The 21,920-nt window shown below is 53.4% G+C and carries 17 protein-coding genes; 6 read left to right on the top strand and 11 right to left on the bottom strand.

The genetic code is table 11. From position 1 onward, the window contains the following. Positions 1–35 precede the first annotated feature (35 nt). From glmM to DKK74_RS01840, 7 genes are all read right to left on the bottom strand, one after another. The gene (glmM, locus tag DKK74_RS01870; protein WP_110412506.1) at positions 36–1,412 is read right to left on the bottom strand and encodes a phosphoglucosamine mutase; all 1,377 of its coding nucleotides are present in this window, start codon (positions 1,410–1,412) and stop codon (positions 36–38) included. A gap of 164 nt (positions 1,413–1,576) precedes the next feature. After that, the gene (gene rbsK / locus DKK74_RS01865; RefSeq protein ID WP_110412505.1) at positions 1,577–2,515 is read right to left on the bottom strand and encodes a ribokinase; all 939 of its coding nucleotides are present in this window, start codon (positions 2,513–2,515) and stop codon (positions 1,577–1,579) included. Continuing rightward, the gene (locus DKK74_RS01860; RefSeq protein ID WP_219997338.1) at positions 2,512–3,150 is read right to left on the bottom strand and encodes a KpsF/GutQ family sugar-phosphate isomerase; all 639 of its coding nucleotides are present in this window, start codon (positions 3,148–3,150) and stop codon (positions 2,512–2,514) included. Before DKK74_RS01860 ends, rbsK begins: the two co-directional genes overlap by 4 nt. An 80-nt stretch (positions 3,151–3,230) precedes the next feature. Then, a complete protein-coding gene (locus DKK74_RS01855) occupies positions 3,231–3,653 on the bottom strand; it encodes an RbsD/FucU family protein (RefSeq protein ID WP_110412504.1) in 423 nt (140 codons plus the stop codon). An 82-nt stretch (positions 3,654–3,735) separates the two neighbouring features. After that, positions 3,736–4,845 (bottom strand): exo-alpha-sialidase, encoded by a 1,110-nt coding sequence (locus tag DKK74_RS01850; RefSeq protein WP_110412503.1) that lies wholly within the window; start codon positions 4,843–4,845, stop codon positions 3,736–3,738. Next, positions 4,845–6,296, bottom strand: a complete 1,452-nt coding sequence (locus DKK74_RS01845; protein ID WP_110412502.1) for an MFS transporter — start codon at positions 6,294–6,296, stop codon at positions 4,845–4,847. The genes DKK74_RS01850 and DKK74_RS01845 overlap by 1 nt, the downstream gene beginning before the upstream one ends. A gap of 107 nt (positions 6,297–6,403) precedes the next feature. Next, the gene (locus tag DKK74_RS01840) at positions 6,404–7,267 is read right to left on the bottom strand and encodes a dihydrodipicolinate synthase family protein (protein WP_110412501.1); all 864 of its coding nucleotides are present in this window, start codon (positions 7,265–7,267) and stop codon (positions 6,404–6,406) included. Positions 7,268–7,396: 129 nt separating this feature from the next. On the opposite strand from DKK74_RS01840, the gene DKK74_RS01835 reads away from it, so the two are divergent. Further along, positions 7,397–8,413 (top strand): DUF4862 family protein, encoded by a 1,017-nt coding sequence (locus DKK74_RS01835; protein ID WP_110412500.1) that lies wholly within the window; start codon positions 7,397–7,399, stop codon positions 8,411–8,413. A gap of 7 nt (positions 8,414–8,420) precedes the next feature. Here the strand turns inward: DKK74_RS01835 and DKK74_RS01830 are convergent, their stop codons facing one another. Together DKK74_RS01830 and pepN are read right to left on the bottom strand one after the other, a co-directional pair. Continuing rightward, positions 8,421–9,083, bottom strand: coding sequence for a GntR family transcriptional regulator (locus DKK74_RS01830; protein ID WP_181414864.1), 663 nt, complete (start codon positions 9,081–9,083; stop codon positions 8,421–8,423). 998 nt (positions 9,084–10,081) lie between these two features. After that, entirely contained in the window at positions 10,082–12,697 is a 2,616-nt protein-coding gene (pepN, locus tag DKK74_RS01825; protein ID WP_110412498.1) for an aminopeptidase N, read from the bottom strand. Between the two features lie 443 nt (positions 12,698–13,140). Here pepN and DKK74_RS01820 point away from each other — a divergent pair, with 443 nt between their 5' ends. From DKK74_RS01820 to DKK74_RS01800, 5 genes are all read left to right on the top strand, one after another. Beyond that, positions 13,141–14,214 (top strand): LacI family DNA-binding transcriptional regulator, encoded by a 1,074-nt coding sequence (locus tag DKK74_RS01820; protein ID WP_248004318.1) that lies wholly within the window; start codon positions 13,141–13,143, stop codon positions 14,212–14,214. 180 nt (positions 14,215–14,394) lie between these two features. Next, positions 14,395–15,702: an ABC transporter substrate-binding protein gene (locus DKK74_RS01815; protein ID WP_110412497.1), complete on the top strand. Its 1,308-nt coding sequence runs from the start codon at positions 14,395–14,397 to the stop codon at positions 15,700–15,702. A gap of 109 nt (positions 15,703–15,811) precedes the next feature. Beyond that, complete coding sequence (locus DKK74_RS01810; protein WP_110412496.1) at positions 15,812–16,750, top strand: carbohydrate ABC transporter permease; 939 nt, start codon at positions 15,812–15,814, stop codon at positions 16,748–16,750. A 13-nt stretch (positions 16,751–16,763) separates the two neighbouring features. After that, positions 16,764–17,669 carry a carbohydrate ABC transporter permease gene (locus DKK74_RS01805; protein WP_110412495.1) on the top strand — a complete coding sequence of 302 codons (906 nt, stop codon included), beginning with the start codon at positions 16,764–16,766 and terminating at the stop codon, positions 17,667–17,669. Positions 17,670–18,245: 576 nt separating this feature from the next. Then, positions 18,246–19,007: an alcohol dehydrogenase catalytic domain-containing protein gene (locus DKK74_RS01800; protein ID WP_219997348.1), complete on the top strand. Its 762-nt coding sequence runs from the start codon at positions 18,246–18,248 to the stop codon at positions 19,005–19,007. A gap of 87 nt (positions 19,008–19,094) precedes the next feature. On the opposite strand, the gene DKK74_RS01795 is transcribed toward DKK74_RS01800, so the two are convergent. Both DKK74_RS01795 and dapA read right to left on the bottom strand, forming a co-directional pair. Then, entirely contained in the window at positions 19,095–20,948 is a 1,854-nt protein-coding gene (locus DKK74_RS01795) for a ribonuclease J (RefSeq protein ID WP_110412494.1), read from the bottom strand. A gap of 66 nt (positions 20,949–21,014) precedes the next feature. Continuing rightward, a complete protein-coding gene (gene dapA / locus DKK74_RS01790; protein ID WP_110412493.1) occupies positions 21,015–21,920 on the bottom strand; it encodes a 4-hydroxy-tetrahydrodipicolinate synthase in 906 nt (301 codons plus the stop codon).

Raw genomic sequence — 21,920 nt, 5'->3', positions numbered from 1 at the left:
ATTCCAGACAGGCGAGTAATTTGCCCTACTAGTCTTTAGATGGCCAGCTCGTCGGCCACAACTGATGCCAGCCGCTGGCAGACCTGGTCGGCCTGCTCCTGGGTGGCCGCCTCGACCATGACCCTGACCAGGGGCTCGGTGCCCGAGGGCCGCAACAGGACCCGGCCGGTGCTGCCCAGCATCCGCTCCTCCGCCTCGACCGCATCCTGAACCTTGGCATTGGTGCGGGCCGCATTCTTGTCCACGCCGGGCACGTTGATCAGCTGCTGAGGCAGCTTGGGGAAGTCAGCAGCCAGCTCCTTGAGACTCTTGCCCGAGCGCACGACCTCCTTGGCCAGGGTCAGAGCCGTCAAGGTTCCGTCGCCGGTGGTGGCGAACTCCCGGTTGATGACGTGCCCGGACTGCTCGCCGCCCAAGGTGTAGCCTCCGCGCAGCATCTCCTCTAGGACGTAGCGATCGCCCACAGCCGTCTGAACAGTGACGATGCCCATCTGCTTCAAGGCCAGCTTGAGTCCAAGGTTGCTCATGACGGTGACCACCAGGGTGTCGTTGGCCAGCTTGCCCTCGCGTTGCTTGGCGCGGGCCAGGATGCCCATAATCTGATCGCCGTTGACCATGTTTCCCTCTTCATCCACGGCCAGACAGCGGTCGGCATCCCCGTCGAAAGCCACGCCCATGACCGCGTCCGAGGCCTTGACCATGGCCTGAAGCTGCTCGGGATGGGTGGACCCGGCGTGCTTGTTGATGTTGTAGCCGTCGGGAGAGGCGTTGATGACCACCACGTCCGCACCGGCCCGGCGCAGGGCCTCAGGGGCTACCACCGAGGTGGCTCCATTGGCACAGTCAGCCACGATCCGCAGACCGTCCAAGGGCTTGGTTTGGGTCTTGTCAGGGGCTACAGGGGCCACGGCCTCCACTAGATGGTCGATGTACATGTTGGTGGCGGTCACCGTGTCATGGGAGACGCGGCCCACACCTTCGCCCACCGGGCGCTCCCAGTCCTGGCCCAGGACCGATTCGATGTCGTCCTCCTTGGAATCCTGGAGCTTGAAACCACCCCGGGCGAAGAACTTGATGCCGTTGTCGGGCATGGGGTTGTGGGAGGCGGAGATGACCGCCCCCATCTCCACGTTGAGCACGCTGGTCAGGTAGGCGATGCCCGGAGTAGGAATGATGCCCACGTCGATCACGTCGAAGCCGCCCGAAGACATGCCGGCGGCCAGGGCCGAGGCCAGGAAGTCCCCGGAGACCCTTGTGTCGCGGCCGATCAAGGCCCTTCGGCGGCCCGCGGACCGATCCGCGCCACGGCCCAGGACGCGGACTGCAGCATCGCCCAGATCCAGGGCCAGTTGAGCAGTCAGGTCTCTATTGGCTAAACCGCGTACACCATCGGTACCGAATAATCTGGGCATCGCTCTCCTCCAGCTTCGCGCAAAACCGGACCTTCTAGGACCAGTAAAGATATACGCAAACCAGCTTAGTCTAAGCCTGTTCATTAGATCTCACAGAGCTAAGGGTCTGCCGAAGTTTTCACTTGAAGCCATCACCCAGAGTATTGGGACCGAGAATCCAGTGACTACTTAGGTATTCTATTTTCATTCAATTTCACATATTTCTCAATATCACTCCAAGAAGGCAGAGACGGCTGAGCTCCACGCCGGGTAACTGTAATACCAGCAGCCATCGATGCGATACACATGTTTCTTTCGAGTGACCAAGACTTGCTGAGCCCATATGCGAAAGCCCCGATGAATGAATCTCCAGCTGCCGTAGTATCGACTGCCGGTCCAAATGAAATTGCAGGAACCCGAAACTCTTCGCTACCCTTACGCGCATATGATCCTAGGCCGCCCATGGTTATTACAACACCACCATACCCAGCGTCCAAAAGATACTCTGCAGAAACGCGAGCCGAGTCCATATCAATAGGATGTATTCCGCTAAGTCCTTTTGCCTCGTGCTCATTCGGTATGATCCAGTCCACCATGGCAGAATAGGCCTCATCAATACGCTGGAATGGCGCTGGATTTAACACAACTGTCGCACCAGAGGTCTTCGCTATCCGTATTGCTTCATAAGTAGTTTCCATAGGAATTTCGAGCTGCAGCACAACTATGTCGCTATCCTCAATGAGAGTTCGAACATGACGTATATCTTCAGGGGTGAAAGTCATATTCGCACCAGGAACAACAACTATACGATTGTTGCCTGCCCTATCAAGTTGAGGATTACCGACACCAGATCCCACCTGATCAGTGAAAAATACATGAGAGCAATCAACCCCATTAGCCCTCAATGATGTCATCTGCTGCTTGGCGAATTCATCCTTACCCAATTTTCCCAAGATAGTGACACTGCCGCCCAAACGCGCTGCAGCAACCGCTTGGTTCGCCCCTTTTCCTCCCGGATATTGGCTAAAGGAGTCACCTTGTATAGTTTCTCCTTCCCGCACAAAGCGAGATGCCGTCACTACTAGATCTGTCATGAAACTGCCGATTACCAATATGCGTTTCATGACTGTGCCTGCTTAAGTACACCCTTTGCAATTAGTTTTTTACCGAGGGCCCCACCAGGATGATTGAGACCAAAGCCCTGCTCGTCAAAGCCCAGCAAGCGCGAAGCAGTCAAAGCTAGCGCATCACCGACTACCAAAACCGAAGTAGATGAACTCGTAGGCGCCAGGTTAAAATCGTCAGCCTCACTATTAACATGCACCTTCAAACTAATATTAGCAGCCTGAGCTAAAGGCGAGGAATCGTCGCCCGTAATCGATACCATTTTTATTTTCTTTGCATGCAATACCGGCAGAATCTTCAAGACCTCGGAGGTCTTGCCACTGTTGGAAATAGCTATCACCAAATCCTCGCTGGTTACCATCCCTAAATCCCCATGCACCGCCTCAGTAGCATGCATAAAGAAGGAAGGAATACCAACGCTAGCGAAGGTCGCCGCCAGCTTTTCAGCGATATGTCCTGACTTGCCGACACCAGTAAAAACAACTTTTCCGGAACAGTCGACGATAAGCTTTATTGCCTCAACGCAGTTCTGCTTAGGCAATAAAGCCGATGCAGTTCGAACGGCTTGTATCTCATCGCTAATCACTTGATCCATCGACTGAACAATCTGATCGTTCGCATAGGTTATATTCATGATTCTTTCAACTTCATTTCAAATAAATATTACAAATAGATACCCGGAAAAAGCAGTACGCTATTAATTCGTTTTGGTTTCTAGTGTTCACGCACACCGACTGTCAGCAGGATGTTGCCAAAGGCACGCATATCCCCTGTGCCTACTGCAACAACCACATGAGGATCGTTCCTGACTGCTCTATAAAAATCTGTTCTACTTAAACGCAGCAATTCTTCATAATTGAGCAGAGATTTAAATTCATCGTAGATAGGCGGTTCCGCCTTGGAATCACTTGGTTCCATGACCTCGACTTTTTCTACCGGTATCGCTGTTAGAACCACTTCCAATACCTCAGTGACTGTCGGTAAATTAGGTCGCAACGCCAGGTATACCCGATCTGTATTAGGCATGGATTGTGTCATCAGCGGATAGTTGCCATCTGCAATTAATATCTTATCGCCATGTCCACACCTAGATAAAGCTGATATGAGAATTGGATTAAGCAAAGTCATACGAAGCATCACTGCACTCACTCTTTTTTCAAAAATATCCGCAACAAGGGTGGCGCATCTTTGAGATGCGCCAGTGCATCAATTGGTTAGGTCAGACACCTAAAACGGAACGCGGCACACGAGCTACGACAATCGCGCGACGTTGCCATGTGTAACTCACGAGCAACGATCCATCAACTGAAACAATCATCGTCGGATAAGAATATTCATTAATTCCAGAAGTAGCGATACCAGCATCGCCTGGTTCATATCCCTCAGAGGCATCTGTAGACACCTGAAGATGAGGCATCATTACTCCCGTCGGCAACAGAGGAGGACGCTTACCGTCCTCAATCGTGACCCTACTTTGCCAAGTCACACCGTCATCATCGCTTGTTGATACGATCAAAGGACACCGAGGTCCCCATGGGTTTGATCCTGGATTATGGGCAAGAGCGACTTTAGAACCGACCTCGTCCAGCCCGGCAGCGCAGAAACCTGAATTGTTCTGTGCCAGCCTAATGGCTTTAGCCGGCGACCAATGCTCTCCGTCATCGTCAGAAGTTGTACGATAAGCATGTCCCTCAGAGGACCTGCATATGGCAACTAAACCATTCCGAGAACGCCACAGGGTGGGCTGAATTATACCCGCTCCTTGCAATGCTGCATGATCCAGCGGCACTTCGGTAAGCCTCCAGTGGCGGCCACCATCGCTGCTGAGATCAAAACGACAATTCCAGATAGGATTCTCGCCACCGGACTCCACTGAATTAGGGGCCACCCATAAACCCGACTTAGTGATTATTGGCGGATTCTTCACCGGGCCACGACCTCCTCGGTCGTCACCCTGCACCAGCTCTCGTTCTGTGCTCCAGGTCTGCCCCCCATCTTGCGAAACTCTAAACCAGGTCTTCCACCGAGAGATCTTCGGCCCATTCTTAGCAAACAACCAAAGGGCTCCATCAGGCGCATACGCCAGAACGGGGTTCCACCACGAACGCTCATGACCTCGCAGTATCACCTTTGGCGGATCCCAAACCCCTCCAAGGGTTCCTCTGGTTACCCATATAGCATTGTTGAGTGCACCCTCCTTGTCACCAGCGAACCAAGCTGCTGTAATGACACCGCTATCAGCGGATTGAACTATGGTTGATGCATGGCATTGACGCCAAGATGCACCATCACCTGAAACAACCCAACGTTCAATCTCAACGCCAGCCATCAAGACACATCCTTAATAGAATTCAAATCGACTCTGTAGGTCTCAGGGGTCTTCCATAAAGCCACAGCCGTAATCACTGCGCCAACCATGACGTATGCGGCTACAAGATACCAACGGGCACCATTCGCTCCAGCGAGCGCCGTAGCGATGAAGGGCGTCAACCCGCCAGAGAGAATAGAAGCGACCTCACGACCAGTTGCAGCGCCGGAGTATCGACGATCTGCGGGGAAGAGTTCAGCAAAGAAAGCAGGTTGGACTGCATTGATTGCATTGTGCCCTAAATTAAGCACGACAATGTACGCCAAAAGAATCAATCCGAAAGATCGCGTCTTAAGCATCATGAAGAAAGGAAAAGCGGTTACAAATACCACAATTGTGCCAATTAGATAGACGGGTTTACGCCCAATGCGGTCAGACAATGCAGCAAAGAGCCCATGAGCAGGAAATGCTAGAACAGATGCAATAAGAATGGCCATATTCAGCTGCTCTTTAGGAACTCCTAAATGCTGAGGCCCATATGAGAGCGCAAAAGTGCAAAGAAGAAAATAGGGTAAAGATTCAGCGAAACGCAAACCCATAATTCTCAACAGATCGCGCCAATCTTCCACAAATACTTTATATAAAGGCCCATGTTCTTTGGTGTGATGATCTTGAACAGCCACCTGAATGTGTTCGTCCTGCCCCTCTTGCGCCTTAATCGTCGCTTCAAAATTCTCAGCTGTCAGAGCACGGTTTCTGGTTCTCTTCTCCTCAGCGGCCTTAGCGTTTGTAAAGACAGGGCTTTCTTCGAGCGAACGCCGCATCCACACGCCCAAAAGCATGACCACTGCCGACAGCCAGAATGGAACTCTCCAGCCCCAGCTAATTATGGCATCCTTAGGTAGCGTGTAAACCCATGCGAAAATAAGAGTAATAATAATTTGCGAGGAGAAGCCGCCTGTATTGGGCCAAGCGGACCAAAATCCTCTGTGCTTGGTTGGAGCGCTCTCCAGTACGATGATCATAGAACCGCCCCATTCACCACCAACCGCAAAACCTTGAACCAGACGCAAAACTATAAGGATAATTGGTGCCGCCAAACCAATAGTGGCAACCGAAGGAATGCATCCGACCAGAAATGTTCCCACCCCCATGATCATCAAGGTCATAATCAAAGTGGACTTTCTGCCCGATTTATCACCTCTATGCCCAAAGATCATGCCTCCCAATGGCCTGGCTAGGAAGCCGACGGCGAAGGTAGCAAATGACGAAAGCGTAGCCACAAAGGCACTTTCATGGGCGAAGAAAACCGTCGGAAAAGCGATGGCGGATGCTGTGCCATATACAAAATAGTCATAGTACTCCAACGTGTTGCCGATGAAGCTTGACGCTACGACCTTGAATAGGTTTTTTCTTTGTTCTGGACTAGACTTCTCTTGCGAAGCTTCTGCTTCACCAATTACCTGATTCATAGATCCTCCTCGATCTGTAATCGCTGCGGTAATTGACCCTCCATCCCATGGTCGTGCATGGGATGGAGACTCATGCTTGTTGGCTGTTCGCTGTCCCATCAACATCATTAGGCGATGTCGCCGTGTTCCAGCACCTGCCGTATTTCCTCCTTCTCAAATTCGGTGGGTTCGTCTATGGCCATTCTGCATTCCCCAACCGGCATACCCAGAAAATTGAGAGCGTACTTAAGCCTCCCGATGCTTGGGCCTAATACTTTCACCAGCTCTTGCACACGCTGTTGTGCGTTGACCATTGCATTTTCTTCGCCTGCTGAGTATGCATCACGCAGAACCGCCCAAGCCTTCGGAGCAACGCCAGACACGCCTGAAATGACACCAGAGCCTCCAGCGTCCATGACATGCGGTAGGTCTGCATCATTGCCCGACCACAAGGAGATTTCTGGGGCTGCTCTCCGGTAGATCTCAACCCTCTGAGAAGCAACGCCGGATAGCTTTACCCCATTAATTCCTATATCTGCCAATTTCACTAATGTCTCAGGCTCCAGATCAGTATTCGCGACATCCGGAAATATATACACATATAAATCCCCATCAATAGCTTCTCGAAGCGATTGATAGTAAGAGTAAATACCCTTCTGCGAAGCTCGAAAATAATAAGGTGTGAGTGCTGCAAATCTTGTAGCACCTGCGTCTACAGCATCTTGGGCCAACCGAAGAGCTTGTCTTACAGACGGGGCACCTACTTGAGCGATGACACGATCGGTTCCGAAAATATCAATCGCCAGAGAAACTAGCTCTTTTCGTTCATTAAAGTCCAAGGATGGGAACTCGGCATTGGTGCCAACCGCAAGCACTCCGTCAACGAAAGGCTCAATTCGCTTCAAATAAGCCTTGTTGCGACCAATATCCAACCCTCCATGATCATTGAAAGCCGCGATGGATGCAGTAATAATTTCCGGCTTACGCAACATTTCTCCTCCGTGATGATTGTTAACCGTCAACTGTTGACTGATAACTGTTGACCGTTATAACATATATCTATCGTTCACGCAAGGAAGCACCTGCTTGAAGCCAATCGGAATAATTAGAGAGGAATTCAGATGGGATCCAATCGAAAAGAAACTAGCAGGCCGGTAGAAGCCGAGTATAAGACCAATTCCATTCCTTACCGGATAATAGGGCTTTACCCCCTTGCTGAGCCAGATCCAACCCAGCAAATCGAGCTAATTCAGGCCGCTTTCAATGAACACCTCTGCAATGGGCTTGAAATTCCTTATCTGTCAAACAGTTATCGAGCTAATCAGGATCGGCTCTGGTCCTCGCTCCCCACAGGTACAAAACATGTGTTCACGATGATTACAGCAACCATGGAATGTATAGCCAACAACCCCCAGTTCGGTCTGGCTTCAATCGATAAAGAAGGCAGGGATGCCGCCTTAACAATGATGGAAAGAGCATGCCAGACAGTCAAGGCAATTAATACAGTCGGCAATCACAAAATCCTCGCCGTGGAAATCCAGAGCGCGCCAAGTAATTCGGTGCAGATCCAGGAATCGATTTCGGCTTTCAAACACTCACTGGAAGAAATCACGTCCTGGGACTGGTCAGGTGCAATAGTCTGCATCGAACATTGCGATGCAGCCGTTAGATGGCACCTTCCATCTAAAGGTTTTCTGCCCCTTAATATGGAATTAGCAGCGCTATCAGCAGTCTGCGGTACCAGAGTAACGACACCAGCTGCAATGTCTATTAATTGGGCAAGAAGCGCAATCGAATTACGCAATCCAAATTTAGTTGAGAACCAAATACGCCAATGCAGCATTAATAATGTTCTGCGGGGAATGATGTTCTCGGGGGTAGCGGACGAACCAACCAAGTTTGGACCTGCATGGTCTGATTCCCATTGTCCGCCAAATTTACATCGTTCAGTCGATTTAGATGAACCAAGGTCTTTACTCACCGAGCAGCGCATAGCCGCAGCCAAGAGGGCCGTCGGGCCCAATCTATTGTATGAAGGCGTGAAAATTTCTGCACGCCCGCTAAACGCTCCAATTGGAAAAAGAATAGCCTTATTACGTAGGACAATAGAACTGCTCGATAACGCAAACAGCGAGTAAGCCACGCTCAACGCTTTAATTTCTTCAACGCTCTTATCATTCTATTTAAAGAGCCATTTAAATGGCGGTCGACCAGGCTTTTCACATCCGCAGGCTTACCTGATTTCAATGATTTTAAAATTTCTTCATGGTCATGGAATGAAGGATTCAGATCAATATCTTGTGCATTAGTGACCTGTAGCATAACGGAGAAGGTTGGCATGAAAGTCGACCAGAAGTCAATCACCCGCCTATTATGAGAATTCTTGATCAATGCGTCATGAAAATCTAAATCCTGTTGTGCATAGGTATCGGAATTCCCCACTTCAAGAGCTTGCCTCATACCAGCTATACATTGTTCCATACCAGCCCAATCGGTCTTATCTGGATCCCTGACCACATGATTAGCTGCTATCTCTTCGAAAGCTGCACGCACCTCATACATGTCTCGTACGTCTTTTTCTGATAGACCGCGCACCACACAGCCACGTTTCTTACGTACGACAAGCCCTTCATTCACAAGGCGGTTGAATGCATCACGAACTGGACCGCGACTAACCTCATATTGGTCAGCAATATCAGTTTCAACCAAATGGGAGCCCTGAGCAATCTCACCGTGAATTATCTGTGTCCTTAACTCATTGACAATTTGTTCACCCAAAAGTTGAGTATTCAATGGGCGTGCTGCCATACCTTTTCCCTCTCTCATCTCTCGTAATAATATGAGTATGATTCTCCAATACGCTCAAACTACCAGTCACGCCGCATTTCCTCCATAAATCTACTTTGCTCTTAAGCTTATAAATCTGATTGATTTCCAAATGCTATGGTCTTTACCTACAAGAATGAGGTTGTCTGTTGAATGCCGCAAAGTAGGTTAACCGCAGCTTTGAGGCACTGCACCAATAACTAGATCACTGCAGCCTTCTCACCACGTCGAAGATCTGCATGGCAATGACCCTGTCAATCTAGAGAAGTTATCCCACAGATTGTAATAGAGCATGAGAACCGGTTGATGTTCTTTCAAAATCATCAATTTTAATCACAGCTATTTGGGCTCAGATTCTTCTTGTGGCAACTTGCTTCCGATCATTCAGACCTTGTTTTATGACTGAATTTCTTTCTTAGAACAGTCTCCAGAGTGACAAATTATCCCTAACATTGTGTCGATCGTTAAGGCTTACAACCACAGACAGAGCTATCGGCCTATGGACAATATTTAAAAATTTATTTGAATGTTGCCCAAGAGTCAATAAAAACAAAACCGGCAAGAACTTTTAGAATATCTTTAGAGTTCACAGAGGTATATGCGCATTTATATATATAAATATCACAGCGCTAGGGGTGACTATACCTCAATTAGCCACCCCGCGAGAAGCAACGAATTTACAATAACCGAACTTTTCTAATGAGAATTATTAAATTCTATCAACTTCCAACCGGATAGTCCAGCCTCTGCCCCCCTGTTCGTCTCTAACTTTACCGTTAGTTGCTTGTTCACTCTCTCAAAATCAACGTTAAAAAGACCACTGGAAAGTCCACTCGCGGAGAACTTCGAATTTCCAATCCAACCAAAATCAGGATCATGATATAAACGGTAGACCAATACAACAGCATCACGTACCATCGACAGATTCGTTATGGCCCGCCCCTTACCCATCGCCACTCTGGCCGGGGCGGGCGGAATACTCAGCGCAGACGCTCGTTGTATTCGCGGACCTTGAGGATGCGCCTGGAGGACTCCGTATTCTGGATGATCATCCCGCGCAGAGCCTTGGGAGCCTCGGCGTGGTCGGCCAGCCAGGCGTCGCCCGCCTTGACCAGGGCAGCCGGATCAGCCTTAGTCGGGTAGAGCCCGCCTGCCGACAGGGGGTTGAGCAGGGTCTCCGCGATGTGGAAGGTCTTCTGGGTCCAGACCTCGTCTACGGCCGCAAAGAAGCGGTTTACGTAGGGTGCGAAAAGCTCCTGGTCCCCGGAGCCGGAGAAGCCGTCGGCCAAGGCCTCGATCTGCGAGTTGGTCAGATCCTCGTTGTGCAGAGCCTGATCCCAGGCCCAGGCCTTGGTCTCAGCCGTCGGACGAGCGGCCCGAGCGCCCATGGCGAACTCGCGGTTCTCCGTGGTGTCTTTCGCGGCCAGCTCCCGGTCGATCTCGCCGTCAGCCAGCAGGTCGTGGGCAGACAAGGCGTGGATGATCAGCCAACGGGTGTTGTTGTCGATGGTCAGTCCCTCCAGCTTCAGGTCGCCGCTCAGCAGACCCCGGGCATGATCCTCGAAGTCGGCATCGTCCCCGTAGCCCAGGTAGGTTCGGACCAGCTGGAATTGCTCGTCCGAACCCGGTTGGGCCTTCATGGCCAGATCCCAGAGCGTGCTGGCCACCAGCTGCAGCATGGGCTGACGGCGACGGGAAGCGGTGAAATGGTGGGCAGCTGTCGAAATCTGGGACAGGGCGTAGCGGAAGGTGGTGGACTGGTGCTCAGTGGCCAGTGCCTTCAAGCTCAGGCTGATGAAGCGCTCAGCAGGGAACTGCGCATCCCTGGTCATGTCCCACAGGCTGAGCCAGACCACGGCCCGAGCCAGACGGTCCTCGATCCGGTACAGGTTCTGCGTGGCATACTCCAGGGAGTCCTGATCCAGGCGCAGCTTGGCGTAGGTCAGGTCGTCGTCGTTGATCAGAATCAGGGCCGGTCGCTTCTTGCCAACGACCTGGGGCACTTCGGCTCCCTGGCCGTCCAGATCCAGCTCGAACCGGTCTGTACGCACCACCTTGCCGGACTGATCCTCGTCATAGAATCCCACAGCCAGGCGATGCGGACGCAGGACGGGATGCTCCTCGGGAGCGGTCTGGTCGATCCGCATAGCGGTGATGGTCCCCTGCTCGTCGGTCTGCACCTGGCTGGTCAGCGTGGTGATGCCAGCCTCCTCAAGCCAAAGCCGGGACCAGTTGTCCAGGTCGCGGCCGCCGGTCTTCTCCAGCTCGGTCAGCAGATCCTTCAGGGTTGCGTTGCAGTGGGCATGGGCCGTCAGATAGTTGTGAATGCCTTGGAAGAAGCGATCACGGCCCACGTAGGCGACCAGCTGCTTCAACACAGAACCGCCCTTGGCATAGGTGATGCCGTCGAAGTTGACCTCGGTATCATGCAGGTCACGGATTGGGGCCACCACAGGATGCGTGGTGGGCAGCTGGTCCTCGGTCAGGGCCCAGCTCTTCTCCCCGGAGCAGAAGGTGGCCCAGTCGTCAGTCCACTCGGTGGCCTCGGCAGTGGCCAGAGTCGACATGAACTCAGCGAAGGACTCGTTCAGCCACAGATCATTCCACCACTTCATGGTCACCAGGTCGCCAAACCACATGTGGGCCAGCTCGTGCAGGACGGTCTCCACACGGCGGTTGATCTGGGCCCCGGTGGCCTTGGACTCGAAGACGTAGGAATCACGGAAAGTGACCAGGCCGATATTCTCCATGGCGCCCGCATTGTATTCGGGCACGAAAATCTGGTCGTACTTAGCCCAGGGGAAGGGCAGGTCCCAGGTCTTGGCGTAGAAGGCGAAGCCTTTCTTGGTCACGTCGAAGAGGTATTCGGCATCTCCGTCCAGGGAGTCCTTCAGCGCCTGTCGGCAGTACAGGCCCATAGGGATGGTCCGTCCATCCTCGTTCTGATACTCGCTGGTCCATTGGGCGTAGGGTCCGGCGGCGAAGGCGGTCAGGTAGGAGCTCATGACCGGGGTGGTCTGGAAGACCCAACGGGTCACGCCCTCGGTGCGGCCGCCCTCCAGGGTTCCCTCGGCGGTGCGGCTGTCCAGGTCCTGATGGGAGGCGGGAGGCATGTTGGACAGAACCGTCCAGGATGCGGGGGCATCCACGGTGAAGTCGAAGACGGCCTTGATGTCCGGCTGGTCGAAAACAGCATAGACCCTGCGGGCGTCGGGTACCTCGAACTGGGAGTAGAGGTAGACGTTGCCATCCGAGGGATCCACGCTACGATGCAGACCCTCGCCTGTGCGCGAATAACGGCAGAGGGCCTCCACCCGCAGCTGGTTGTGCTCGCGCAGGTCGTTAAGCTCAATCCGGTCGTCCCGGAAGGCCAGGGCCGGGTCCAGACGCCGGCCGTTGAGCTCGATCAGGCTGACCTGGTCAGCGATCAGATCCACAAAGGTGGACTCCCCCGGCCGGGCATCAAAGTCGATCAAAGCTATGGAGGGGAAGGTGGCAGGCCCCTTGGTAAGGTCAAGATTGACCTTGTAGCTGACATTGGATACGACGACGGCTCGCTCTTCGGCTTCCACACGAGTCAAATTTGCTCCAGGCATAGGTTCCTTTCCTTATTATCCGGTTGGTTCCGCTAGGCGTACGGACCGACAAGGGGGCCGAGGCTCCCCCGAGCCAATCACTGCTCATGCAGAACAAGTTTAGCCAACCATGCCGAGCGGGAAACAGCGCCTCATTAACAGCGTTAATTACTCAGCTCGGTCGGGCACTGACGCTTTAAGCCCGTCCAAAGCCAAATACTCCGGTATACGCATAGGATTGGCCGCGTTGGCAACAGCGTTCTTCTCGACATGAATTGTAGGATACTTCTACGCATCAGCCATAAAGTGGCCATTTCACTTACAATGTCATAAATCAACACAGCCGACAGCCACGGGGTATCGGTCAGCCTGTCTTCCGGTATTTCGCATCGACACGAGCATGATTCTGGATATATTGACTTGTCGCGAGATGTTATGCTATTGTAACTCGTTGAAACGTTTCGATGATGATCGTAAGCAATAACGATGAGGTGGAGATGCCTGGCATAAAGGATGTGGCTCGACTGGCCGGAGTATCCGTGAGCACAGTCTCTTATGTCTTTTCAGGCAAGCGATCCATCTCTCCGAAGACCGCTGAAAAAGTTCGCCAAGCAGTAGAGAAGCTGGGCTATATTCCCAATGCGAGCGCGCAGCGCCTGCGGGGCGGACACAATCGAATCATTGCCATAAGCGAACCCATCCGCGATGAAATGAACCAGACCCAATACAATGCGTATTTTCTGGAAACAGCTAAGCAGGCCAAGGACGCTGGGTACGACGTACTCATATTAACCAGCGAAGAGGCTGTGATCGATATCCAACGAGTGACAGGTAGCAATTTAGTCGAAGGGGTGATCCTTCTCGACTTGATGCACAAGGATCAACGGGCCGCCCTAGCTCATCTGTACAGCAAACCGTGTGTGGCCATCGGCTACCCAACCGAACATCAGGACTGTGCCTGTATCGACCTTGACTTCACTAAAATGGGACAAATGGCCGCGAGAATCCTCTATCGCCTTGGACATCATACCATCGCCTTTCTCAGGGGCCAGGAGGAGGATTATCAGCGCGGAGCAGGTTACATGATTCTGTTCTACGAAGCACTACTCAAGGAAACAAAAGCCCTGGGTATCACTTTGATCGAATCGGAACAGGTGGATCATCACAACTTCGATGCCGATCGATTTACCCGTAGCATTATCAACGGTCCGGCACATCCTACAGCCCTTATCAATCAGTCTGGCTCGGATGTACTCAATGCTGTTGTGGATTCCATGCAAAATGCCGGAATCTCTATACCAGATGATTGCTCTGTCCTCTCCTGTGGAACACTATTAGAGAAGGAATTTCTTCATCAGCCAATCAGTGAAATCCCATTTACCCCTGGCAAGCTGTGCACCGGAGCCGTAAGTATCCTTCGCGATGCCATAGAGAATAAACGCGATATACGAGGGGTCGTGCGTCTTTTTAAACCAAATCTGGTCGATCGTGGTTCCTTGGCTAACGTTCGGTCTCGAAATGAGGGAGGCACGATATGAAATAAAAACATATACGTTGTGATCAGCACGGCAGAGCGATGAAGCTCCTCAGCCTTATGAGTTTTAACCGATATTCACAATTTTATGTTCATAAATAAATAATGGAGGCATATTTTTCTTAATCGAAACGTTTCGATTACCAAATCGTTTTACTAAGCAACAAAAAGGAAAGTGAAGAACATGAGAATGAAGAAAGCGCTAGCTACCTTATTAGTTGCCGCCTCGACAGTAGCGACCCTGTCAGCATGCGGAAGCAGCGGAAGTCAGTCAGAAGAACAGAAGCCGGAGAGCATTTCCTTCTGGCATTATGACAAAGAGACCTCTGCTCAAACCATGGCTTGGAAAGAAGCTGCAGCCGATTTCACTAAGAAGACAGGGGTCAAAGTTAAATTCGAAGTAAAGTCCTTTGCCCAGATTGCGCAGAATAGCAGCCAATTCCTCAATTCTGACCAGGCTCCAGACATTATGGAATCCAACAGAGGCAACGGCAGCGCCGGCATGCTCTCCTCCATGGGACTCCTCACTGACTTGGGCCCCTATGTCAAGAAGTATGGATGGGACAAGAAAGTGACCACCGCAGATTCCTCCATGGCCAGGTATGACGATAAGGGCGTTATGGACGGCGACACTTGGTATGGCGCCCCCAATTATGCAGAATACCAACGTGTCTACTACAACAAGGATCTGTTTGCCAAGCACAACATCAAGGAACCAACCACTCTAGCCGAGTTCGAAGAAGCCTGCCAAAAGTTCAAGGATGCAGGCGTGACACCCATCGCAGCTGATGCCGGTGAGTTCGGTGTCCTCTGGCTCTGGTGGCAGTTGATCTCCACCAAGGCAGACAAGGGCTTCATTCAAGATTGGCAGATGTACAAGCACCCGGTAAATTGGAAAGACCCGTCCCTTACCTACGCAACTGAGACCTTGAATGACTGGCTCAACAAGGGATACATCTCCCGTAATGCCACCGGTCTCAAGGCCGAGGACACCACAACTTCCTTTATCAAGGGCGAGTACCCGATCTATCAGACCGGCACCTGGAACCAAGGTCGTTTTGTGGAGCAGATCAAGAACTTCGACTGGGATGCTTCTATTCTGCCTGGTTCTAAGTTCGCACAGGGATGCACCGGCAATCTACTGACCATTCCCGAGAAGAGCAAGCACAAGGAACTAGCCGCTCAGCTGATCGACATTGTCCTCTCCAAGAAGGAGCAGAATGGTATCGCCAAGCACGGCGGGATCCCTCTGGCCGCCGACAACAGCAGCATCGACAACCCCAAGAACAAGGCCATGGCCGAGGAGTATGCAAAGTTCTCCAAGAAGAACGCACTCTCCTATTACCCTGACTACCCGGCTGCCAATCTGACAGATGCCATACCGGCTGCTCTTCAGGAGCTTGTCAATGGCACTAAGAACCCAGATCAAACCCTGAGCGCCATCAAGGATGCCTATACATCAGGTGTCAAAGACATGGACGTCAAGGACTAGGCTTCACGTAATCCAATCATTATCTGGACTGGACGGTGCTTGTCTTGCGCGGAAAGCACCGTCCATCCTTCCAATACTAACTAGCTAATAAGGAGATCGGGAGGCTGCCATGTCCCAAGGCGCTAGCAGTAAAAAGTCGACAGCGTCAAGACTGCCCGGCAACAAATCGACTAAGTTCATTCCCTATCTGATTCCAGGGATATTGTCCTTGGCCGTAATCATCATTGTTCCCTTTATCTGGAATATCTACCTCAGCTTTACACGCTGGCGTGGTGTCGGGCCAGTTCGGTTCGTGGGCCTGCGCAACTGGCAACGGCTGATCGGTGACGCGACTTTCTGGAAATCATTCATCAACTCTTTCTGGATCATCGTGGCAATAGTCGTCATCCCCACCATTTTGGGTCTACTTATTTCATCTGTCCTGACAGATGTGATTCAGAAAAAGTTCAACTCTGGCAGTGCCTCTTTCATCCGGGCACTCTACTATCTACCCCAGTTGCTTCCAGTGGCAGTGGCTTCCATCATCATGGGATGGATCTTCCGGCCTGACGACGGCGCTTTCAACGCACTGCTTCAGAAGATAGGACTTGGTAGTCTCCAGCACAACTGGCTGGGAGACCCAGGCAGCGCACTGCCCGTACTCATGTTCATCTTGATCTGGATACAGCTAGGCTACCCAATTGTCATCTTCATGTCGGGCCTGCAACGAGTTGACCCAGAACTCTATGAAGCTGCCAGCCTGGACGGTGCCAACTGGTGGCAGAAGTTCAGAGTGGTAACCCTCCCTTCCATTATCCCGGAACTCTTGGTGGTCATCCTGACCGCCACCATTGGAGCATTGAAAACCTTCGGGCCGGTCTACCTGCTTACCAAGGGCGGACCCGGCACAAGCACCATCGTGCCTTCCTACTACTCCTACAATCAGTTCTTCCAACTTCATCAAGTGGGCTACGGTGCTGCAATCTCCACAGCCCTGACCATAGTGATCATCGTCTTTTCTGTCGTGTTCACTCTGATTCAGGGACGCGTCGAAAAGAACATGGACTAGAGAAGGGGAAACCATGACACAGGCAAATGCAGAAATAGTAACCAATCAGTCAGGCTCCACTCTTCCAGTCACATCAAAAGACAAGAAAAGCAAGCATATTCGGAGTTGGGGCAACTGGGTGGCGCTGATCCTCCTTATTCTGGGCGCGGTCATCATGCTCTTCCCTCTTCTGATTTTGGCAATGAATGCCTTTAAGACCATCGGAGACTACAACGCAACAGGGCCGCTCTCTCTTCCTGCGCACCCGACAATGAGCGGAATCACATCTTTCTGGGTAAGCAGCAACTTCCCCATGAAATTTGTCAACAGCTTGGTCATCTCACTTGCAGTCGCAGTGATGGGAGTTGTGCTCTCCGTTCTTAACTCTTTCGCACTAGGTATCGGACGCGTCAAAGGCAACCAGTGGATCATACTCTTGATCATGCTTGCCAACATGCTCCCACAAGAGTCCCTGCTCTACCCGCTCTATACCATCTTCAAGGACATAGGGCTTTACAACACCCAGCTCTCTATAATCATCATCTTCACAGTGATTCAGAGCGCATATGGCACTTACCTCCTTTCGGCGGTATACGGCACCTTCCCCCAGGCCATTCTTGAGGCAGCCTCCATAGATGGGGCCAACCGCTGGCAGGTACTAAGAAAGATCGTCCTTCCCATCTCGTGGCCAACTATCAGCGTACTTTTCGTGTTCTTCTTCGTATGGACCTGGAACGAGTACATGATTCCCATGGCTTTCCTCATGGACGATTCCGTACAAACCGTCCCTCTGGCTTTGGCCACTATTCAGGGACAGCACACCATGGATGCCACAACCTTGGCTGCGGCTTCTCTGCTCAGCATCATTCCGACCATCATTTTCTACGTGATCTTCCAGCGCAAGCTAAACCAAGGAATCGTAGCAGGCGCAGTAAAGTAAACGGCGCTTCTTCTATTGCATCTTGGGACGATCCTCCTCATCGAGGACCGTCCCAAGATTGTTTTGCGAAACACCGCATCTGAATTTTCGGCTTGGGGCAAAGACCAAGGCATATCTTCTTGTTCCGTCTTATTCCAATGATTGAACTTCGCATGTAGACAAGGTGCTAGAGACTTTTCAAGACTACTGATCAGTCATAGAAAGAGACAAAGACCTAAAGAGCGGTAACCGGTATGCATGAAACCCATAGAAGCAAACTTTTTTCAACTGTAGACTACGAAAAACCTTCGCCAACATAACTGCCTTACAAAATCCCATTTCGTCCGGTGCAGCGAAGTCCTGGCCAAAACTCCCACTACTTGGGCTGCATATCCGCGCTAATATGAAAATTAGGCGGTCTCCAACGAGGGAGCGTCACCCGCCGCAGGGATGTGTCATGTTTGGGTATTCAACTTCGTCCGTGCAGGGCATACACGCATATCAGAGAGGATATACGCTATGAGAGCATTGATGTACTACGGCAAGGAGGATGTACGTCTGGAGGATATTCCCGAGCCTTAGCTCAAACCGGGAACCATCAAGATCCACCCCGCTTTCACTGGCATTTGCGGTTCAGATGTTCATCTTTACTACGACGGAGCAGTCAACGGGGGCGGGAATTCGCCCGACCATCCCCATCCGCTCACGGGAGAGACCCTACCGGTAGTCTTCGGCCATGAGATCTCGGGTACCATCGAGGCCATCGCCGACGATGTGCACACGGATATGAAGGTGGGCGACTCGGTGGTCGTCGAGGCCGAAATCGCATGTGGCGAATGCCCAGCCTGCAAGGCTGGCAACTACAATGACTGCGACAAGCTGGCCGGTATCGGTATCAACGGAGGCGGCGGACTCAGCGAGCATAAGGAGAAGGCCCTGCAGTCGCATTCGGCCGACATCGTGGTCGATCCCAGCAAAGAGGACCTGGCGGAGAGGGTCCGCCACGAGACCGACGAAGCCGGGGCTGACCTGGTCTTCGATGCAGCAGGAGCCGAGCCTGTTGACCACCAGCTTTTGGAGGCCTTAAAGGCCACTGGCGGACTCATGGTCGTGGCCCTGCATGGCAAGCCCATCACGCTGAACCTGACCAAGGAGCTGGGCTTCGGAGAGAAGTTCATCCGCTGCACCATGGGATACGCCAACGATCATGCCGATGCCATCAAGCTCATCCATGACCGGAACATCGACCTGTCCACCTTCATCACCGACCGGATCAAGGTCGAGGACATCGTGGACAAAGGCTTCCGCCAGCTGCGTCAGGACGCGGAAAACCACGTCAAGATCATCGTGAGCATGTAAGCGCTACTGTCTACTGATAACACTGAAGGCTCCGGCCGTCCGTCTGGGCAACCGGAGCCTTCGGTATCAGTATGCGGACAGTAGAGGTCAGTCCTGCGGCTGCACGTCGGTGGCGATGTCGGCCACCACGGGCACGATCATGGGCCTGCGGTGCAGCTTGCGGGAGATCCAGCCGCCAAGGGTGCGGCGCATCATCTGCTGGAGCTGGTAGGTGCCGGTGGTTCCCTTGGACATGGCATCCTCAAGCTGATCAACAATCTGGGCGTTGATGGACTTGAACTCGCTCTCATCCTCAGCCACGGCGTTCAGGTAGAGCTTGGGGCCGGAGACGACCTTGCTGGTCTCGGTGTCGACCACGGCGAAGGCGGAGACGAAGCCCTCGGTGCCCAGAATCCGACGCTGCTCCAACTCGTCGTCAGTCAGCTGGCCCACGGAGTCCCCGTCCACATAGACGTATCCGCAGGGCACGGACCCGACCACGGCGGCCTGGCCATGATAGAGGTCCACCACATCGCCATCCTCGGCAAGGACCACGTTCTGCGGATCCACGCCGGTCTTGACGGCAATCAGGCCATTGGCCACCAGATGCCGGTTCTCGCCGTGGATGGGCATGGCACACTTGGGCTGCACGATGTTGTAGAAGTGCAGCAGTTCGCCCTCATCGGAGTGTCCGGAGACGTGGATGGCCGCGTTGTCGCGGTTGACCACCTTGGCGCCAAGGCGCACCAGCTTGTTGATGACCTTGTAGACCTCGTGCTCGTTGCCGGGAATGAGCGAGCTGGCCAGGATGACCGTGTCGAACTCGTTGATGGTGATGTCACGGTGGGTCCCGTCGGCGATGCGACCCAGAGCCGCCATGGGCTCGCCCTGGGATCCGGTGCACATGTAGACGATCTTCTCGTCCGGAATGCTGTGGGCATCCTTGAGGTCGACCACAGTGTCCTCAGGCAGGTGCAGGTAACCCAGGTCTGAAGCAATGGACATGTTGCGAACCATGGATCGGCCGGCGAAGACCACCTTGCGGCCGAACTTGTGGGCGGCGTCGACCACCTGCTGCACCCGGTGGACGTGGCTGGAGAAGGATGCCACGATGATCTTGCGCTGGGCCTCGGCGAAGGCCTTGTCCAGGGCGGGGGCGATGGAGATTTCGGGCTTGACGAAGCCGGGGACCTCGGCGTTGGTGGAATCGACCATAAGCAGGTCCACGCCGGACTCGCCAAGCTTGGCGAACTCGCGCAGGTCGGTCAGACGGTGATCCAGAGGCAGCGGGTCGATCTTCATGTCGCCGGTGTCGATGATGTGGCCTGCCGGGGTGCGCACGGAGACCGCCAAGGCATCGGGAATGGAGTGGGTGACCGCCACGAACTCAAGATTGAAGGGGCCTACCTTGAGCTTGTCGCGACCCTTGACCTCAACCTTGGTGGGCTTGAGATGGTGCTCCTCGCACTTTGCGTCGACGAATCCCAGGGTCAGCTTGGATCCGATCAGGGGGATGTCCGGACGCAGCTTGAGCAGGTAGGGCACACCACCAATATGATCCTCATGTCCGTGGGTCAGAACCAGGGCATCCACCTGATCCAGCTTGTCCTTGATGTAGCTGAAGTCAGGCAGAATCAGATCCACACCCGGCTGCTCCTCCTCGGGGAAGAGCACGCCGCAGTCGATCAGCAGGATGTGGCCGTTGTACTCGATCACATTCATGTTGCGGCCGATTTCGCCCAGGCCACCCAAGGGAACGATGCGCATAGAGCCCTTGCGGTACTTGGGGGGCGCTACCAGATGCTGCTCGGTCTGGGTGCCCTTGCCGCGGGCGATGGCGCCGTTGCGACGGTTGCGGGATTCGCCCCGGGACCTGCTTGACCCCTGCTTGCCGTTCTTGGAGGAGGACCGACGACTTCTGCTTTTGCCGGTCGTGTTTGATTCTTCTTGTTTTCTTGCCATTGTCACTTGTGTTTCTATCATCTGTGCCCCTGCCTATACAGGGGCGACGTTGCTTTCAGGACTGATTCAAATCAGCCCAGCAGCCTTCATGCCCTTGCGGGCAAGAGCCACCTGGTCCTCATCGGGGCCCAGATTGGGCAGCCTCATGGCCGTCTGGTCCAGTCTGCCGGCCACTTTCAGAGCGGCCTTGGCCATGACGGCCTGCTGGCCTTGGCCGTTCAGAGCCTGGACCAGCGGGTCCAGGCGCACGGCCAGATCCCTTGCGCCATCCAGGTCGCCAGCATCAAAATCATCAGCCAGGCGCTTCATGGGTCCGGATGCCACATGGGCAATGACCGAGATGACGCCGACCGCGCCCAGAGCCAGGAGGGGCAGATAGAGCCCATCATCACCGGAGTACCAGGTCAGGCCGGTCTCCTGTCGTTTGCGAGGCATGGAAGCCAAGTCCCCCGTGGCATCCTTGACGGCGGTGATCGCATCCAACTCGGCCAGGCGCCGGTAAGTGTCCAGCTCGACGTGCAGCCCGGTCCGTGCGGGCACATCGTAGAGAATGATTGGTCGCTGAGCCGACTGGCACACCGAACGGAAGTGGGCCACCACCCCATCCTGGGAGGGCCGCGAGTAGTAGGGCATGACCACCAGCAGGGCATCGGCCCCGGCCTCTTGGGTCATCTCCACCATGCGTACCGTGTGCGCTGTGTCGTTGGAGCCAGCTCCGGAAATGACGGGCACATCGACGGCATCCTTGACGGCCCTGACCAGGTTGACCTTCTCCTCCATGTGAGTGACGGGAGACTCGCCTGTTGTGCCGTTGACCAGGATGCCGTCAGCCCCATCGGCCACCAAGGTGCGGGCCAGATTGGCGGCAGCCCCATAATCCACGGATCCGTCCTTATTCATAGGTGTGATCATGGCGGGGATCACCCGTCCGAAGGGTGCGGGAGGAAGCAGATGGGTAACGGTCTCAGTCAT

Origin of the sequence: Bifidobacterium asteroides (assembly GCF_003202755.1) — a bacterium.
Taxonomy (GTDB): domain Bacteria; phylum Actinomycetota; class Actinomycetes; order Actinomycetales; family Bifidobacteriaceae; genus Bombiscardovia; species Bombiscardovia asteroides_F.
The sequence above is the reverse complement of the archived record's forward strand: the minus strand, read 5'-3'. Positions and strand labels throughout refer to the sequence as shown.

What these genes read in the sequence shown, in the direction of transcription:
- DKK74_RS01860 (WP_219997338.1), bottom strand. Translation starts at nt 3,150, where the DNA reads ATGAATATAACCTATGCGAACGATCAGATTGTTCAGTCGATGGATCAA.
- glmM (WP_110412506.1), bottom strand. Translation starts at nt 1,412, where the DNA reads ATGCCCAGATTATTCGGTACCGATGGTGTACGCGGTTTAGCCAATAGA.
- rbsK (WP_110412505.1), bottom strand. Translation starts at nt 2,515, where the DNA reads ATGAAACGCATATTGGTAATCGGCAGTTTCATGACAGATCTAGTAGTG.
- dapA (WP_110412493.1), bottom strand. Translation starts at nt 21,920, where the DNA reads ATGACTGAGACCGTTACCCATCTGCTTCCTCCCGCACCCTTCGGACGG.
- DKK74_RS01855 (WP_110412504.1), bottom strand. Translation starts at nt 3,653, where the DNA reads ATGCTTCGTATGACTTTGCTTAATCCAATTCTCATATCAGCTTTATCT.
- DKK74_RS01845 (WP_110412502.1), bottom strand. Translation starts at nt 6,296, where the DNA reads ATGAATCAGGTAATTGGTGAAGCAGAAGCTTCGCAAGAGAAGTCTAGT.
- DKK74_RS01805 (WP_110412495.1), top strand. Translation starts at nt 16,764, where the DNA reads ATGACACAGGCAAATGCAGAAATAGTAACCAATCAGTCAGGCTCCACT.
- pepN (WP_110412498.1), bottom strand. Translation starts at nt 12,697, where the DNA reads ATGCCTGGAGCAAATTTGACTCGTGTGGAAGCCGAAGAGCGAGCCGTC.
- DKK74_RS01795 (WP_110412494.1), bottom strand. Translation starts at nt 20,948, where the DNA reads ATGGCAAGAAAACAAGAAGAATCAAACACGACCGGCAAAAGCAGAAGT.
- DKK74_RS01810 (WP_110412496.1), top strand. Translation starts at nt 15,812, where the DNA reads ATGTCCCAAGGCGCTAGCAGTAAAAAGTCGACAGCGTCAAGACTGCCC.
- DKK74_RS01815 (WP_110412497.1), top strand. Translation starts at nt 14,395, where the DNA reads ATGAGAATGAAGAAAGCGCTAGCTACCTTATTAGTTGCCGCCTCGACA.
- DKK74_RS01850 (WP_110412503.1), bottom strand. Translation starts at nt 4,845, where the DNA reads ATGGCTGGCGTTGAGATTGAACGTTGGGTTGTTTCAGGTGATGGTGCA.
- DKK74_RS01840 (WP_110412501.1), bottom strand. Translation starts at nt 7,267, where the DNA reads ATGTTGCGTAAGCCGGAAATTATTACTGCATCCATCGCGGCTTTCAAT.
- DKK74_RS01835 (WP_110412500.1), top strand. Translation starts at nt 7,397, where the DNA reads ATGGGATCCAATCGAAAAGAAACTAGCAGGCCGGTAGAAGCCGAGTAT.
- DKK74_RS01830 (WP_181414864.1), bottom strand. Translation starts at nt 9,083, where the DNA reads ATGGCAGCACGCCCATTGAATACTCAACTTTTGGGTGAACAAATTGTC.
- DKK74_RS01820 (WP_248004318.1), top strand. Translation starts at nt 13,141, where the DNA reads ATGATGATCGTAAGCAATAACGATGAGGTGGAGATGCCTGGCATAAAG.